Annotated in this window: 12 protein-coding genes; 7 read left to right on the top strand and 5 right to left on the bottom strand. The window is 67.5% G+C overall.

Annotated features, from left to right (window positions below; all coding sequences use genetic code 11):
• Positions 1-19: 19 nt before the first annotated feature.
• Genes AC1DMS_RS06595 through xylB form a run of 3 tightly spaced genes read left to right on the top strand, consistent with a single transcriptional unit; the run spans position 20 to position 3461 of the window.
• Positions 20-988 (top strand): carbohydrate kinase family protein, encoded by a 969-nt coding sequence (locus AC1DMS_RS06595; RefSeq protein WP_436042633.1) that lies wholly within the window; start codon positions 20-22, stop codon positions 986-988.
• A 13-nt stretch (positions 989-1001) separates the two neighbouring features.
• Positions 1002-1940 carry an AraC family transcriptional regulator gene (locus tag AC1DMS_RS06590; RefSeq protein WP_026284346.1) on the top strand — a complete coding sequence of 313 codons (939 nt, stop codon included), beginning with the start codon at positions 1002-1004 and terminating at the stop codon, positions 1938-1940.
• A gap of 45 nt (positions 1941-1985) precedes the next feature.
• A complete protein-coding gene (xylB, locus tag AC1DMS_RS06585) occupies positions 1986-3461 on the top strand; it encodes a xylulokinase (protein ID WP_478180828.1) in 1476 nt (491 codons plus the stop codon).
• 74 nt (positions 3462-3535) lie between these two features.
• On the opposite strand, the gene groL is transcribed toward xylB, so the two are convergent.
• From groL to AC1DMS_RS06565, 4 genes are all read right to left on the bottom strand, one after another.
• The gene (gene groL / locus AC1DMS_RS06580; RefSeq protein WP_012746267.1) at positions 3536-5188 is read right to left on the bottom strand and encodes a chaperonin GroEL; all 1653 of its coding nucleotides are present in this window, start codon (positions 5186-5188) and stop codon (positions 3536-3538) included.
• Between the two features lie 30 nt (positions 5189-5218).
• Positions 5219-5509, bottom strand: coding sequence for a co-chaperone GroES (locus tag AC1DMS_RS06575; protein ID WP_012746268.1), 291 nt, complete (start codon positions 5507-5509; stop codon positions 5219-5221).
• A gap of 191 nt (positions 5510-5700) precedes the next feature.
• Entirely contained in the window at positions 5701-7806 is a 2106-nt protein-coding gene (locus AC1DMS_RS06570; RefSeq protein ID WP_012746269.1) for a TonB-dependent siderophore receptor, read from the bottom strand.
• Positions 7807-7872: 66 nt separating this feature from the next.
• Entirely contained in the window at positions 7873-9480 is a 1608-nt protein-coding gene (locus tag AC1DMS_RS06565) for a phospholipase D family protein (protein WP_012746270.1), read from the bottom strand.
• A gap of 181 nt (positions 9481-9661) precedes the next feature.
• On the opposite strand from AC1DMS_RS06565, the gene AC1DMS_RS06560 reads away from it, so the two are divergent.
• From AC1DMS_RS06560 to AC1DMS_RS06545, 4 genes are all read left to right on the top strand, one after another.
• The gene (locus AC1DMS_RS06560) at positions 9662-11767 is read left to right on the top strand and encodes a TonB-dependent siderophore receptor (RefSeq protein WP_012746271.1); all 2106 of its coding nucleotides are present in this window, start codon (positions 9662-9664) and stop codon (positions 11765-11767) included.
• A 30-nt stretch (positions 11768-11797) separates the two neighbouring features.
• Positions 11798-12988 carry a PepSY-associated TM helix domain-containing protein gene (locus tag AC1DMS_RS06555; protein WP_062363070.1) on the top strand — a complete coding sequence of 397 codons (1191 nt, stop codon included), beginning with the start codon at positions 11798-11800 and terminating at the stop codon, positions 12986-12988.
• Positions 12985-13167: a hypothetical protein gene (locus tag AC1DMS_RS06550; RefSeq protein ID WP_028254298.1), complete on the top strand. Its 183-nt coding sequence runs from the start codon at positions 12985-12987 to the stop codon at positions 13165-13167. The genes AC1DMS_RS06555 and AC1DMS_RS06550 overlap by 4 nt, the downstream gene beginning before the upstream one ends.
• A 63-nt stretch (positions 13168-13230) precedes the next feature.
• On the top strand, positions 13231-15360 hold the full coding sequence (locus AC1DMS_RS06545; protein ID WP_028254299.1) for a TonB-dependent receptor: 2130 nt from the start codon (positions 13231-13233) through the stop codon (positions 15358-15360).
• 29 nt (positions 15361-15389) lie between these two features.
• Here AC1DMS_RS06545 and metK read toward each other — a convergent pair whose 3' ends face one another.
• Positions 15390-16571, bottom strand: a complete 1182-nt coding sequence (gene metK, locus AC1DMS_RS06540) for a methionine adenosyltransferase (protein WP_012746275.1) — start codon at positions 16569-16571, stop codon at positions 15390-15392.
• Between the last annotated feature and the right edge of the window lie 114 nt (positions 16572-16685).

Raw genomic sequence — 16685 nt, 5'->3', positions numbered from 1 at the left:
AGAAGAGAATCCGAGAACCATGCGCATTGCACTCACGGGCGAAGCCCTCATCGATTTCACCGCCAGCGAGGCCGGCGCGCTCGCGTTCCTCGGCCACGAGGGCGGTTCGCCGCTCAACACCGCAGTGGCCTGCGCGCGCCTGGGCCAGCCCACCGGCTTTCTCACGCAGCTGTCGACCGACCTGTTCGGCGAACGGCTGATGCGTTTTCTCGAACGCAACGGCGTCGATACCAGCTTCATCCTGCGCAGCAATGCGCCGTCGACGCTGGCCTTCGTCGAGCGCACGCCCGAGACCAACCGCTACGCCTTCTACACGCGCGGCAGCGCCGATGCCACCTGGGCGCCCGAGCCGCCGCCGCAGCTGCCGGCGGAGTGCCGCTTCCTTCATTTCGGCTCGATCTCGCTGCTGCAGGAGCCGGCGGCCACGCGCATTGCCGAGCTGGTCACGGCCAACGCCGGGCGCCGCGTGATCGTGTTCGATCCGAACGTGCGGCCCAGCCTGATTCCCGACATGGCCGCCTACCGCGAGCGCGTGACGGGCTGGCTGGCCATGGCCGACCTGGTCAAGCTCAGCGACGAGGACGCCGAACTGCTCGCCCCCGGCCAGCCGGTCGATGCGCTGGCCGCGGAGTGCCTCCAGGCCGGCGCGCATGCGGTGATCGTCACGCGCGGCGGCGCCGGCGCCACGCTCTGGCGCACGGGGCATGCGCCGCTTGCCGTGGCGGCGCCGCGGGTCAAGGTGGTCGACACCATCGGCGCGGGCGACACCTTCACGGCCGGGCTCTCGGTCGCGCTGCTCGCGCATGGCGTCGAGCACCCGGCCCGGCTCGGCGAGCTGAGCGACGGCGCCTGGCGCGAGGTGATGCGCTTCGCCGCCACCGCCGCCGCCCTCAACTGCACCCGCGAAGGCGCCGATCCACCCACGCTCGACGCGGTTCACGCCGCGCTGGCGCAGGAAGACAATGAGGCCGTCGCGTCCCGGCCTTGACCCCCGTGCTGCCATGACAACGTCCACACGCAAACGCTCGATTCCCCGTCAGCGCCAACCCGAGCTGGAGCGCGACATCGCGCGCTCCCCGTCGCTGGGCTACGAGGCCCCCGAAACCGGCCTGGTGCGCTGCCTCGCGCACGGCTTTCCGAGCCCGCTGGTGCGGTGGCACTTCCATGAAGACTACGAGCTGCACCTGATCACCGAAACCTCGGGCAAGGCCTTCATCGGCGACTGGATCGGGCCGTTCCAGCCCGGGCACCTTGTGCTCTGCGGGCCGCGGCTGCCGCACAACTGGATCTCGCTGGACGTGCCCGAAGGCGGCGCCGCGGGCCGCGACCGGGTGATCCAGTTCCGCCACGAGCCCATCGAGCGCGCCGCGGCCGAGATTCCGGAGCTGCGCGATGTGATGCAGCTGTTCGAGCGCGCGCGGCACGGCATCGAGTTCTTCGGCATGTCGCAGCAGGCGCAGGCGCACTGGGACAACATCAAGGCCGCGCGCGGCGTGCGCCGGCTCGGGCTGTTCCTCGAGTTCATGGCCGACCTCGCGCAATGCACCGACTACCGGCTGCTCTCCAGCGTGCAGATGCAGGGCGCGCACGGCGTCGAAGGCGATGCGCAGGTCGACCAGATCAACGACATCGTCAACCGCATCACCAGCAACATGGCGGAGCCGATCTCCATGTCGGACGTGGCGGCCGAGCTCGGCATGAGCGAAAGCCGCTTCAGCCGCTTCTTCCGGCGCTCCACCGGCAACAGCTTCACCGACTTCGTCAATCGCGTGCGCATCAACAGCGCCTGCCACCTGCTGATGCAGACCGACCACTACGTGACCGACATCTGCTACCAGGTCGGCTTCAACAACGTGGCCAACTTCAACCGGCGCTTCCTCGAGATCAAGGGCATGACCCCGAGCGAGTTCAGGCGCCAGGCCGACACGCGGTTCGGCTGACGCCCACACCAAGCGCTTTCAAGGCACCAATCAGGGAGCACCATCTTGTATCTGGGACTCGATCTCGGCACGTCCGAGCTCAAGGCGCTGCTGCTCGCCGGCGACCACCGCATCGTCGGCGTGGCGCGTGCGCCGCTCACGGTCGAGAGGCCAGAGCCGCTCTGGTCGGAGCAGGCGCCTAGCCAATGGTGGCAGGCGCTGGAGCAGGTGATGGCGGAGCTTCGCGGCGCGCATGCTGAAGCGCTCTCGGCCGTGCGCGCCATCGGCCTGTCGGGCCAGATGCACGGCGCCACGCTGCTCGACGCCGCGGGCGAGGTGCTGCGGCCCGCCATCCTCTGGAACGACGGACGCAGCGGCCCGCAGTGCGAGGCGCTTGCGCGCGCCGTGCCGCGCCTGGGCGAGATCGCGGGCAACCTTGCGATGCCCGGCTTCACCGCACCCAAGCTGCTGTGGGTGCGCGAGCACGAGCCTGAAATCTTCAACCGCACGGCGCGCGTGCTGCTGCCCAAGGACTGGCTGCGCTTCATGCTGAGCGGCGAGGCCGTCAGCGAAATGTCCGATGCGGCCGGCACGCTGTGGCTCGACGTGGGCGCGCGCGACTGGTCCGACGAACTGCTCGCGGCCACCGGCCTCACGCGCGGGCACATGCCGCGGCTGGTGGAGGGCAGCGAAGTGTCGGCGCAGCTCAAGCCCGAGCTGGCCGCGCGCTGGGGCGTGGGCAATGGCGCCGCTGCCGTGCTCATCGCCGGTGGCGCGGGCGACAACGCCGCCAGCGCCGTGGGCATGGGGCTGGTGGAACCGGGGCAGGGCTTCGTGTCGCTCGGCACCTCGGGCGTGGTGTTCGTCTCGACCGACCGCTTTTTGCCGAACCCCGCGCAGGCGATGCATGCCTTCTGCCATGCGCTGCCCGGCCGCTGGCACCAGATGTCGGTGATGCTCTCGGCCGCGAGCGCCGTGAGCTGGGCCGCCAAGGCCTTCCGGTTCGCCGACGAGGCCGCGCTGCTCGAAGCGGCAGCGTCGGTCGCGCCCGCGCAGCGCGCGCGCTGCCCGCTGTTCCTGCCATACCTTTCGGGCGAGCGTTCCCCGCACAACAATCCCAACGCGCAGGGCGTGCTGTTCGGGCTCACGCATGCGCACGGCCCGGCGGAGATCGCCTATGCCGTGGTCGAGGGCGTGAGCTTCGGCCTGCGCGACGGCTTCGACACCCTGCGCCTGCCGGCCGGCATGCCGCTGCGCGAAGTGGCGCTGGTGGGCGGTGGCGCGCGCAGTGTCTGGTGGGGCCAGCTGCTGGCCGATATCTTCGAGCTGCCGCTCACGCTGTACGCGGGCAGCGAGACGGGTGGGGCGCTGGGCGCGGCCCGCCTTGCCTGGCTGGCTGACGGCGGCACCGTGGCCGAGGTGTGCACGCTGCCGCCGGTGAAGCAACAGCTGGTGCCTTCGCTTGAAGGTGCCGATGGGCACAAGGCGCGTCATGCGCGCTTCCGGGCGCTCTATACGGCGCTGCGCGACCAGTTCCGTTAATTCGTACGCGCAATGAAAAAGGGCCGCTTTCGCGGCCCTTTCGTTTTGGTGAGCAATAGAGCTCAGCCGGGAAATTACATTCCCATGCCGCCCATACCACCCATGCCGCCCATGTCGGGCATGCCGCCGCCGGCACCGGCTTCTTCCTTCGGTGCGTCGGCGACCATGGCTTCGGTCGTCAGCAGCAGCGAAGCCACCGATGCTGCGTTCTGCAGCGCGGTGCGGGTCACCTTGGTCGGATCCAGGATGCCCAGCTCGAGCATGTCGCCGTACGTGTCGTTGGCGGCATTGAAGCCGTAGTTGCCCTTGCCGGCCAACACGGCGTTCACCACCACCGAGGCTTCGCCGCCGGCGTTGTTCACGATTTCGCGCAGGGGCGCTTCGATGGCCTTGAGCACCAGCTTGATGCCGGCGTCCTGGTCGGCGTTGTCGCCCTTGACCTTGTCGCCCACGGCTTGCTTGGCACGCAGCAGAGCCACGCCGCCGCCGGCCACAACGCCTTCTTCCACTGCAGCGCGGGTGGCGTGCAGGGCGTCTTCGACGCGTGCCTTCTTTTCCTTCATCTCGACTTCGGTGGCAGCGCCGACCTTGATCACTGCAACGCCGCCGGCCAGCTTGGCCACGCGCTCTTGCAGCTTTTCACGGTCGTAGTCGCTCGTGGCTTCCTCGATCTGCACGCGCACTTGCTTCACGCGGGCTTCGATGTCGGCCGCAGCGCCCGAACCGTCGATGATGATGGTGTTTTCCTTGCCCACTTCGATGCGCTTGGCTTGGCCCAGGTCGGCCAGCGTCACCTTTTCGAGCGTCAGGCCCACTTCTTCAGCGATGACCTTGCCGCCCGTCAGGATGGCGATGTCTTCCAGCATGGCCTTGCGGCGGTCGCCGAAGCCAGGTGCCTTCACGGCCACGACCTTCAGGATGCCGCGGATCGTGTTCACCACCAGCGTAGCCAGGGCTTCGCCTTCGACTTCTTCGGCAATGATCAGGAGCGGACGGCCAGCCTTGGCGACTTGTTCCAGCGTGGGGAGCAGGTCGCGGATGTTGCTGATCTTCTTGTCGAACAGCAGCACGAAGGGGTTGTCGAGCAGCGCCGATTGCTTCTCGGGGTTGTTGATGAAGTAGGGCGACAGGTAGCCGCGGTCGAACTGCATGCCTTCGACGACGTCGAGTTCGCTGTCCAGCGACTTGCCGTCTTCCACGGTGATCACGCCTTCCTTGCCGACCTTGTCCATCGCGTCAGCGATGAGCTTGCCGATGGTTTCGTCGCTGTTGGCCGAGATCGAGCCGACTTGAGCGATTTCCTTCGACGTGGTGGTGGGCTTGGAAGCCTTCTTCAGCTCTTCGACCAGGGCCGTCACGGCCTTGTCGATGCCGCGCTTCAGGTCCATCGGGTTGATGCCGGCGGCCACGTACTTGAAGCCTTCGCGAACGATGGCCTGGGCCAGCACCGTGGCGGTGGTGGTGCCGTCACCGGCGTTGTCGCTGGTCTTGGAGGCCACTTCCTTCACGAGCTGGGCGCCCATGTTCTGGAGCTTGTCCTTGAGTTCGATTTCCTTGGCGACCGACACACCGTCCTTGGTGACGGTGGGGGCGCCGAACGAGCGCTCGAGCACCACGTTGCGGCCCTTGGGGCCCAGGGTCACCTTGACGGCGTTGGCGAGGATGTTGACACCCTCGACCATGCGTGCGCGGGCTTCACCGCCGAAGACTACGTCTTTTGCTGCCATGTTTTATTACTCCGAATAGGGATGAATTGATTACTTCTCGACCACGGCAAAGAGGTCGTCTTCCTTCATGACCAGCAGTTCGTCGCCATCGACCTTGACGGTCTGGCCGCTGTACTTGCCGAACAGGACGCGGTCGCCGACCTTGACGGTCAGTGCGGTCAGGTCGCCCTTTTCGGTGCGCTTGCCGGGGCCGACGGCCAGGACTTCACCCTGATCGGGCTTTTCGGCGGCTGCGTCGGGGATGACGATGCCAGAGGCGGTCTTGGTTTCGCTGTCAACACGCTTGACGATCACGCGATCGGCCAAAGGACGAAGTTTCATTGCATCTCCTGGATAAGAAACGGGGTTGTGGTCGGGCGCCGGCGGAAAAGGCCGGCGGCCCATCGACTGGAAGCGAGGCCTTGTTAGCACTCGTCAGCAGCGAGTGCTAATCATAAGGGCAATCGGCGGACTTTCAAGGCCGGGGCGGCCCGCCGGGCTGTAACTGCGCTCGGTTTTTGGTCGCGAGGGCTTCAGAGGTCCAGCTTCAGGCTGGCCACGACGCTGCGCCTGGCGCCCGGAATCACGTACAGGTTGCCCCACGAGGCGGTGTAGAAGTTCCGGTTGAAGAGGTTGTGCACGTCGATCGACACGCGGGCGGTCTTGTTGATCTGCCAGAAGCTCACCAGCTTGACGGTGGTGTAGGCCGGCAGCGAGTAGGTGTCGGCGCTGTTGCCCGAACGGTTGCCCACGTAGTTGATGCCGGCACCCACGCCATAGCGGCTGCCGTCGGCCAGCGCATCCTCGCGGATGGCGAACAGGCCGGCGCTCGTCCTCGGGATGTTCACGATGCGCGTGCCGGGCGCCAGCGTTGCGTCCTTCGAGATGCGGGCGTCGACATAGGCGAAATTTCCGCTCACCCGCCAGTTCCTGTCGATCTGGCCGTAGACGTCTGCCTCGAAGCCGCTGCTCTTGACCTCGCCGGCCGCCACGGAGAAGCCGGGCGTGTCGCTGGCCGTCAGCACGTTGGTCTTCTTGATGTCGAACACGGCCAGGTTGGCGCCCAGGCGCTGGTCCGGCGTCTGCAGCTTCAGGCCGGCCTCCAGCGCGGTGGAACGCTGCGGATCGAAGGCCTGGCCGTTCTTGTCGGTGCCGCTGTTGCCGCGAAACGACTTGCCGGCCGAGACGTACCAGGAGCTCCAGTCGTTCGGCAGGTAGGTGAGGCCGGCGCGCGGCGAAACAGCATCATGCTTCTGGGCGCTGTTGCGGTTCACGCGGTCCTCGATGCGCTGCCTGAAATGGTCGTAGCGGGCGCCCACCAGCAGCTTCCACTGCGGCGAAAGGCTGATCTGGTCCTGCAGGAAAACCGCGCTCGCGCGCTGGTGCTCGTCCGAGCTGGAGGTGAGCGAGGTGAGCGGCGGCCGGGGCTTGCCATAGACAGGCTGGTAGATGTCGATCGGGTAGTTGCCCGAGCGGAGGATTTCGGTGTTCATCCACAGCCTGGACGCTTCCACGCCGACCAGCAGCGTGTGGGCCAGGGCGCCGGTCGCGAACTTGCCTTCCAGCTCCGCCTGGAAGGACGTGTCGCGCGACGGCAGCTGGCGCCAGGTGGCGCGGCGGTTGAGCGTCCGGTTGTCGCTGGCGAGCGAAGTCGCTTCGGTGTAGTTGCCGGAGAAGGTGCTTTCCTTGTAGCTCGCACCGATGCGCGCGCGCCAGTTTTCCGACAGCTGGCGGTCCAGCGTGAGCTGGTGCGTATTGCTGGTGAGCGTCATGTTGCCGTCGTCGGGCTCATTGAGCACACGGTCGCGCGGCAAGGTTCCGAGCAGGCCGCGAACATTGATCAGCCCGCGGTCCAGCGGCGTTTTCGAACGCAGGAATTCGGACTCGTAGTTGAGCACTGTCTTGTCGTCGATGACCCAGGTCAGCGCGGGTGCCACCAGGGTGCGCCTGTTGCTCAGCAGGTCGCTTCGGCTGTCGCCTTCCTCCACCGCCAGGTTCAGCCGGTAGGCCACGTTCCGGCTCAGCGCGCCGGTGCTGTCCAGCGTGCTGCGGCGCAGGCCCTGGCTGCCGATGCTGAAGTCGGCCGTGTTGCGGCGCGTGAACTCCGGCTTCTTCGTGACGATGTTGATGGTGCCGCCCGGCTCGCTGCTGCCGTAGATGGCCGACGCCGGCCCCTTGAGGAATTCGAAGCGCTCGACCGTGGCGGTGTCGCGCGGCGGGTTGTAGCCGCGCGATCCGGGGAAACCGTTGACCAGGAATCCCATGTCGGTACTGCTGAACCCGCGGATGCCGAAGTTGTCCCAGGTGCCGCCGAAGTCGTTGAGGCGCGTGATCCCGCTCACAAGATCCACCGTGTCGGCCAGTCGCGTTGCACCCATGTCCTCGATCAGCTGGCTGGAGACGATGCGCACCGACTGCGGCACCTCTCGCAGCAGCGTGCTGGTGCGCGTGGCACCGCTGCTGGTCGTGGGGTTGTAGCCGCCGGATTCGGGCTCGGCGACCACATGCACTTCGGGCAGCGATGTGCTCGCCGGGTCCGGCTGTCCGTTGCCGGTGCCTTGTGCCATGGAGAGCGGGGAAATGGAAGCGAGGGGGAGCAAGGCAAAGGCGATGCGTGACGACCGGATGCGGAATCTCATTGCAATTTGTTGACGTTTTATTTACAGTTAATGAGAATAACTCTCATTACCTATTGTAGACGTCCGCTACAACTGGTCGGTCGGCACGAACCAGGAGAACAGCAGCAGCTGCAGCCGCGTGAGCAGGCTCGAATCGGGCTCGCTGTCCAGCACCTCGTTGTCCACGTCGCCGGTGCCTATCCATTGCACGTTCTCGCCGTCGGGCATCAGCACGACGCGGTAGACGCCCTCGATGTCGTCCAGCTGGTAGGCATACAGAAGTGCCTGGGTCAGCTCGAAACTCCGCACGCGAACGCCGAATTCGGTGTTCAGCCGCGCCGAGCGCGGGTCGAGGTTCATCGAGCCGAGCAGCACCCACTCGCGGTCGACCAGCGCGAGCTTGGCATGCAGGCGGCCGCGCGCCTTCTTGAGCAGGCTGCGCAGCTGGCGGTTGCGCTTGAGCTGCTGGGTGCTGACCTCGTACAGGTTCACGCCCAGCTTCAGCATGTCGACGCGGTAGCGGTTGTAGTTGATGTTGACCAGCGGCTCGTCGCTGTCGGCCAGCGAATTGGTGATGACGCTGATGCGCACGCCGCGCGCCCGGCCCTCGCGGATGCGGGCCATGCCTTCGTCGCCGGGAATGAAGTAGGGCGAGATCACCACCACGTCCGAGCGCGCCGTGGCGGTCATCTCATGGAAGCGCGCAGCGAGCGATTCGGCGGGCGATGCGAGGATGCCCAGCGCCTTGTTGGGGCTGTCGGCCGCGGCATGGGCGTCGGCGCGCATCCACTTCATGCGGCCGATGTCGGCCAGCTGGACGCCGAGCGGCGGGTCGCCCATCACGTCGGTGCCCTGAAGCGCGGCCGGCGCAGGGGCGTGGACCGCCGAGGTGGCGGCTTCGAATTCCGACTTCAGGGCCTCCGGCGTGCCGCTGGCGCCGGCAACCCGCTGGAGCGGGTAGACCACCTCGCTGTTCCAGTAGGTGTCGAAGATGCGGGCGGCTTCCGGAACCACGGGGCCCGCCATGAGGAGCTCGAAGTCGATGAAGTTGGCATCCTCGCTGCGCAGGAAGTATTCGTCGGCCAGGTTGCGCCCGCCCGCGATGGCCATGGCGCCATCGGCCACGAAGAGCTTGTTGTGCATGCGGTGGTTGAGCCGGCGGAAATCGCCGAAGAACTCGAGCCAGCGCGTGGCCGAGTGGTCGCGGGCGTTGACGAAGGGGTTGAACAGCCGGACCTCGGCATTGGGCTCCGCGGCCAGGCCGAGCAGCAGGCGGTCCATGCCGGTCGTGTAGAAGTCGTCGAGCAGCAGGCGCACCCGCACGCCGCGGCGCGCAGCATTTCGCAGTTCGCGCAGCAGCAGGCGGCCGGTCTTGTCGTTGCCGAGCTGGTAGGTCTGCACGTCCAGCGAGGCCTGCGCGCGCCGCATCAGCTCGAAGCGTGCATCGAGCGCAAAGGAAGCCTCCACCAGCGGCCGGATGCTCGACAGCCCATCGTGCGCGGCGGTGTCCAGGCTGGCCGCGGCGCGGCCGAGCGCGGTGGAGGGCGAGGCGGCGATCGAGAGCGTTGGCGGCTCGGGCGTGCGCGGAGGCAGGCCGGCGCAGCCTGCGAGCACCCCGGCGATGCCAGCGGCCACCAGCCAAAGCGCCAGGCCGCGCAGCGCGGGGAACAAAGAGGCGAGGAACTTGTGGAGCATGGGGCCCGCGAACGCACACGACGTGCGGCCGGATCGTAGCCGCTTTGCCTTGCGCCGCGCCTGCGCCGCGGATGCATGCGGTGGCCGAACGTCCCCTTGCCGAGGCGGGGAAATCGGAACAAATGGGGCTTTATAAATAGAATGCGAATCGTTCTTAATAATGTTTCGGAGTGGAGCGGGAATGGCAAGGTTATTGGCGGGGCGCAGGGTCGCATCGGTTCTGGCAGGCTGCATGGCGGTCTACGTGCATCACCAGGTCCTGGCCCAGACCGCGACGGCGCCCGGCGCCTTGCCGGAGGTGAAGGTCGATGCGAGCGCCGAGGCCGAAACCGCAACCTCGCCGGTGATCGGCTACCGCGCCCGGAACGCCGCCACCGCCACCAAGACCGACACGCCGCTGGCCGAAACGCCCCAATCGATCACCGTGGTCACGCGCGACCAGATGGTGGACCAGGGCGCGGGCAATGTTCAGGACGCGCTCAACTATGCGGCCGGTGTGCGCTCCGATGCCTATGGCCAGGATTCGCGGACCGACTCGGTGCGCATCCGCGGCGCCACGCCCGACGTCTACCTGGACGGCCTGCGCCAGTCCTATGGCTACTACACCAGCACCACGCGCACCGAGCCCTACACGCTGGAGCGGCTCGAAGTGCTGCGCGGCCCGGCGGGCATGCTGTTCGGCGCGGGCACCGCGGCGGGCGTGGTCAACATGGTCAGCAAGCGTCCGCTGCAGGAAACCCAGCGCGAAGTGGGCGTGCAGTTCGGCAGCTTCGGCCGCAAGCAGGTCCAGGCCGACCTCACGGGGCCGCTGAATGCCGACGGCAGCCTGTCGTACCGGCTGATCGCGTTGCAGCGCAAGTCGGACTCGCAGGTCGACCATGTGCCCGACGACCGCAGCGTCATTGCGCCTTCGCTGACCTGGCGGCCCAGCGCGGCGACCTCGCTCACCTTGCAGGGGCTGTGGCAAAAGGACAAGAGCGGCAGCAGCTCGCAGTTCCTTCCGTGGGAGGGCACCTTGCTGCCGAACCCGAACGGACGCATTCCCGCCAGCCGCTTCATCGGCGAGCCGGGCTTCGACTACTACGACAGCGAACGCAAGACCTTCGGCTGGCAGTTCGAGCACAAGTTCAACGAGAACTGGCGCGTGCGGCAGAACTTCCGCTACGCGAAAAACGAGAACGACAACCGCTACCACTACGGCGCTGCCTTCAGCGGGGCCGAAAGCTGGGACGCCACCGATCCGATCTTCAAGCGCGTGCTCGGCCGCTACTACGACAGCTATCTCACGCGCAACCGCACGCAGACGCTCGACAACCATGTCGAGGGCCATTTCGAGACCGGCGCCGTGAAGCACACGCTGCTGGTCGGCGCGGATTTCTCCAGGCAGCGCGAGAACGTCTGGGGCGCGACGACCTTCGACACCATCGACGTCTACGCGCCGGTGTACGGCCACGTCGACCTGCCCGAGCGCGTGGCGCTGCCGCGCACCCGCCAGCGCCAGACCGGCGTCTACCTGCAGGACCAGGTCAAGCTCGACAACTGGATCTTCGTGGCGGGCCTGCGGCACGACAGGGCGGTGTCCAGCGCGGCAGGCAGCGACGAGCAGAAGAGCAGCGCAACCACCAAGCGCTTCGGCCTGATGTACGCCATGCCCTCGGGCTGGTCGCCGTATCTGAGCTACACCGAATCGTTCACGCCGCAGTCGCCGCGCAACGGACAGATCTTCACGCCCTTGCGCGGTGAGCAATGGGAAGCCGGTGTGAAGTACGAGCCGAAGGACCGCGCGCTGGCGTTCAGCGCGGCGGTCTACGATCTGCGGGAGAAGAACCAGATCACCTCGCCGTCGCCGAATGTGTACACGCAAGCCGGCAAGACCAAGACCCGGGGCGTCGAGCTCGAGGCCAAGGGCTCCATCGGCCCCGACCTCGACCTCGTCGCGCACTACAACTACACCGATGCCGACGAGCAGATCGAGGGCCTGCCCAAGCACCAGGCGAGCGTCTGGGCCAAGTACCGCTTCTCGATCGGCGGCGTCAGCGGCTTCTCGGCCGGCGCCGGCGTGCGCGTGATGAGCTCGTTCCGCGACCTGCAATTCGGCGTGGGACCGCGCGTGCCGGGCGTTGCGCTGGCCGACCTCGTGTTTGCCTACGACACGGCGCAGTGGCGCTATGCGCTCAACATCAACAACGTGACGGACAAGGCGTACTTCAGCACCTGCCTGTCGCGCGGCGACTGCTGGTACGGCTCGCGCCGCAACGTCGTGGCCAGCGCGACCTACCGCTTCTAACCGCTCACTTTCGACGAGGGCAGCAACGACATGAACAGCCGAAAGATCAAGACCTGGGCCTGGGTGCACAAGTGGAGCAGCCTCGTATGCACCGTGTTCATGCTGCTCCTGTGCATCACGGGCTTGCCGCTGATCTTCCATCACGAGATCGGCCACCTGCTGGGCACCGAGGTCGAGTCGCCCAGGATGCCCGCGAACACGCCGCGCGTGAGCCTGGACCGCGTGCTCGAAACCGCGCGTGCGAAGCACCCCGACCGCGTGGTGCAGTTCGTTTCGCAGCCCGAGGACGACGATGGCCTCTGGTTCGTCACGCTCACGCCAACGCCCGCACCCACGGACGACTTCAAGTCGGTGGCGGTGGACGCGCGCACCGGCGCCGTGCTTGCGCAGCCCAAGCTCGACGAGGGCTTCATGTACGTGATGTTCAAGCTGCACGTCGACCTGTTCGCCGGCCTCGCGGGCAAGCTGTTCCTGGGTTTCATGGGCTTGCTGCTGCTGGTGGCCATCGTCTCCGGCGTGGTGCTCTATGCGCCCTTCATGCGCAAGCTCGACTTCGGCACCGTGCGGCGCGAGAAGCGCCCGCGCCTGAAGTGGCTCGACCTGCACAACCTGCTGGGCATCGTCACGCTGGTGTGGCTGTTCGTGGTGGGCTCCACCGGCATGATCAACACCTGGGCCGACCTGGTCATCAAGTACTGGCAGTACGACCAGCTCAGCGCGCTTCTCGCGCCCTACAAGGACGAGCCGACGGTGCCCGTGGCCCAGCGCGCATCGGTGCAGCGCTCGATGGAGGTCGCGCTCCAGCAGACGCCCGGCATGAAGCTGTCCTTCGTCGCCTTCCCCGGCACGGCGTTCTCGAGCCCGCACCACACCACCTTCTTCATGCGCGGCAACGAGCCCTTCACGTCGAAGCTGCTGCAGCCGGTGCTGGTCGACGCCAAGACGGCCCAGGTGACCGCCGCGCCGAAGATGCCCTGGTACCTGACGGCGCTGCTGGTGTCGCAGCCGCTGCACTTCGGCGACTACGGCGGCATGCCGATGCAGATCATCTGGGCGCTGCTCGACATCGCGACCATCATCGTGCTGGGCAGCGGGCTGTACCTGTGGCTCAAGCGCGGCAACAGCGTGCCTGCTGCGGCCTCGCCGGCGGGACAGCGGCCGCCGCATGGCGGACCACATCAGCAGCCTGATCCGGCGCCCGCCATGAAGGTGCAGGCATGAAGCAGCGCCATAGCTTCTGGCCCATGTGGGGCTGGCCGATCGTGCTGGGCGTGCTCACCACCTTCGGGCTGATCTCGGCGCTGTTCAGCGACGGCGGCCTGGGTGACATGCTGGCCTGGTTCGCGCTGGGCATTCCCGTTGCCGTGTGCGGCTGGTACGGCTGGCGCAGAAAAGGCTGAATCCGGCCCGATCGGGTTCCTGCTAGTACGGGCAGGGGCGCGCGCCGAAGCAGAATCGGCGCAATGAAGCCTGCACTTTCCGCTGCCGCCACTGCCGCCGTCCGCCTGCTCCTGCTGGGAGCTCCGCTCGCCGCAGCGGCGCAGCAGGCCGACCGCGGCAGCCTGCCCGAAGTCACCGTCTCCACGCCGCGCGGCGAGGTCGCTCCGTTCAACGTGCCGGGCTCGGTGGACCGGGTCGACGGCGCCGAGATGCGCGACAGCCGGCTGCAGGTCAATCTTTCCGAAAGCCTGGGCAGCGTTCCGGGCCTGCAGGTGCAGAACCGCCTGAACTACGCGCAGGACCTGCAGCTGTCGATCCGTGGCTTCGGCGCGCGTTCCACCTTCGGCGTGCGCGGCGTGCGGCTGTATGTCGACGGCATTCCCGCGACGCTGCCCGATGGCCAGGGCCAGACTTCCAACATCGACATCGGCTCGCTCGACCGCATCGAGATATTGCGCGGGCCCTTCTCGGCGCTCTACGGCAATTCGTCGGGCGGCGTGCTGCAGGCCTTCACCGCGTCGGGCGAGGGCGCGCCGCGGCTTTCGTACTCGGCGGCCGGAGGCAGCTTCGGCACCTGGCGCCAGTCGCTCCAGGCCAGCGGATCGCAGGGCGCGGTCGACTACCTGCTGAACGCCAGCCGCTTCCGGACCGACGGCTGGCGCGAACACAGCGCGGCACGGCGCGACATTGCGAACGGCAAGCTCGGCATCGCGCTGGACAACGGCGACAAGCTCACGCTGGTGCTCAACAGCGTGCGCATCAGCGCGCAGGATCCGCTGGGCCTCACGGCCGACCAGTACGCGCTCGCGCCGCGCAGCGCACCGCTCGCCACGCAGTACGACACCCGCAAGACCGTGGAGCAGACCCAGGCCGGCCTGCTCTATGAGCGGCGCATCGATGCCGCGCAGTCGCTGCGGCTCATGGTCTACGGCGGCGAGCGCAAGACCGTGCAGTACCAGTCGATCCCGCCGTCGGCGCAGCAGAACCCGCTGCATGCGGGCGGCGTGATCGACCTCAAGCGCCAGTACGGCGGAGCCGACCTGCGCTGGACCGCCGCGCTGCAACTGGCCGACCGGCCGCTCGAACTGGTGGCGGGGCTGGGCTACGACAGCCTGCGCGAACAGCGCCGCGGCTACGAGAACTACCTCGGCCGCGTGGCCGCACCCGTGCTGGGCGTGCAGGGGCGCCTGCGGCGCAGCGAGCGCAACGAGGTCTGGAACCTCGACCCCTACGCGCAGGCCACCTGGCGCCTTGCGGAGCAATGGACGCTCGAGGCCGGCGTGCGCCGCAGCAGCGTGCACTTCGATTCGCAGGACCGCTACATCGTGGGCGCCAACCGCGACGACAGCGGCAGCGCGCGCTACAGCAAGACGCTGCCCGTGGCTTCGCTGCGCTACCAGGCCACGCCCGATCTCGCGCTGTACGGCTCGATCGGCCGGGGCTTCGAGACGCCGACGCTCAACGAGCTGTCGTACCGCGCAGGCGGTGCCAGCGGGCTCAACTTCGCGCTGCGGCCCTCGGTCAACGACAGCGTCGAACTGGGTGCGAAGGCGAGGCTGGGCGGAGGGCTGCTGACGGCGGCGCTGTTCCAGACCCGCACCCGCGACGAGATCGTGACCGACACCAACACCGGCGGCCGCGCCACGTTCCAGAATGCGGGCCGCACGCGGCGCAACGGCTTCGAGCTGGCCTGGCAGCACGAGACGGCCAGCCACTGGCGCACCCAGCTGGCCTACACCTGGCTCGACGCGCGCTACCGCGATGCCTTCTGCTCGCCGTCGCCCTGCGCGGCATCCAACACGGTGGCGGCGGGCAACCGCATTCCGGGCATTGCGCGGCAGTCGCTCTTCGCATCGCTGGGCTGGGTGCCGCCCGAAGGCTGGCGCGCCGGCGTCGAGATGCGCGCGCTCGGGCGCATGCAGGCCAACGACGCCAACACCGCCAGCGCGCCGGGTTATGCCGTCGCCGCGCTGTACGCCGGCTACCTGAAGAAATGGGAGCGCTGGGAGTTCAACGCCTTTGCGCGCGTCGACAACCTGTTCGACCGCCGCTACGTGGGCTCGCTGATCGTCAACGAGGGCAATGCGCGCTACTACGAGCCCGCGCCGGGCCGCAACTGGACGGTGGGCCTGAGCGGCGCCTACCGCTTCTGAGGCCCAGGCGCCGCCGTCCGCAAGGGTTTTTACAGGCCGGCCGCGGCGCGCAGCGCAGCCGCCTGCGTGGTCGCTTCCCAGGTGAACTCGGGTTCTTCGCGGCCGAAGTGGCCGTAGGCGGCGGTCTTCTGGTAGATCGGGCGCAGCAGGTCGAGCATCTGGATGATGCCCTTGGGACGCAGGTCGAAGAACTCGCGCACGAGCTCGGCGATCTTGGCGTCGGGGATCACGCCGGTGCCTTCGGTGTAGACCGTGATGTTCATCGGCTGGGCCACGCCGATGGCGTAGGCCACCTGGATCTGGCACTGGCGCGCGAGGCCGGCGGCCACGATGTTCTTGGCCACATAGCGCGCAGCGTAGGCGGCCGAGCGGTCGACCTTGGACGGGTCCTTGCCCGAGAACGCGCCGCCGCCGTGCGGGCAGGCGCCGCCGTAGGTGTCGACGATGATCTTGCGGCCCGTGAGGCCGCAGTCGCCCTGCGGGCCGCCGATGACGAAGCGCCCGGTCGGGTTGATCAGGTAGCGCGTGTCCTTGAGCCATTCCTTCGGCAGCACGGGCTTGATGATCTCCTCGATGATGGCTTCATTGAACGAGGCCTTCATCTTGGTGGGCGTTTCGCTCTGGTCGGGGTGGTGCTGCGTGGAGAGCACCACGGTGTCGATGCTGTGGGGCTTGCCGTCGACATAGCGCATGGTCACCTGGCTCTTGGCGTCGGGCCGCAGGAAGGGCAGGCGGCCGTCCTTGCGCAACTGGGCCTGGCGCTCCACGAGGCGGTGCGCGTAGTAGATGGGTGCGGGCATGAGCTCGGGCGTCTCGTCGCAGGCGTAGCCGAACATCAGGCCCTGGTCGCCGGCGCCGGTGTTCAGGTGGTCGTCGCTCGCGTGGTCCACGCCCTGGGCGATGTCGTTGGACTGCTTGTCGTAGCAGACCATCACGGCGCAGCCCTTGTAGTCGATGCCGTAGTCGGTGTTGTCGTAGCCGATGCGCTTGATGGTGTCGCGCGCCACCTGGATGTAGTCGACGTGCGCGTTGGTCGTGATTTCGCCCGCGAGCACCACCAGGCCGGTGTTGGTCAGCGTCTCGGCGGCCACGCGGCTGCGCGGGTCCTGCTCGAAGATCGCGTCCAGGATGGCGTCCGAGATCTGGTCGGCGACCTTGTCGGGGTGGCCTTCGGAAACCGATTCGGAGGTGAAGAGGAAGTCGTTCGCCATTTTGTTCAAAGCTCCTTGAAGTGATTTGGCGCGTTGCCAACTCTGCGGAGCCCTGGCGAACGCTTTAGCAGATGCCGATGAATCGGCGGGGCACAATCGCTTCTGCGCTTGTGT

The sequence above is a fragment of the Variovorax sp. 05T418 genome (assembly GCF_056396385.1).
Note: the sequence above shows the minus strand (reverse complement) of the source record. Positions and strands in the feature narration are given on the sequence as shown.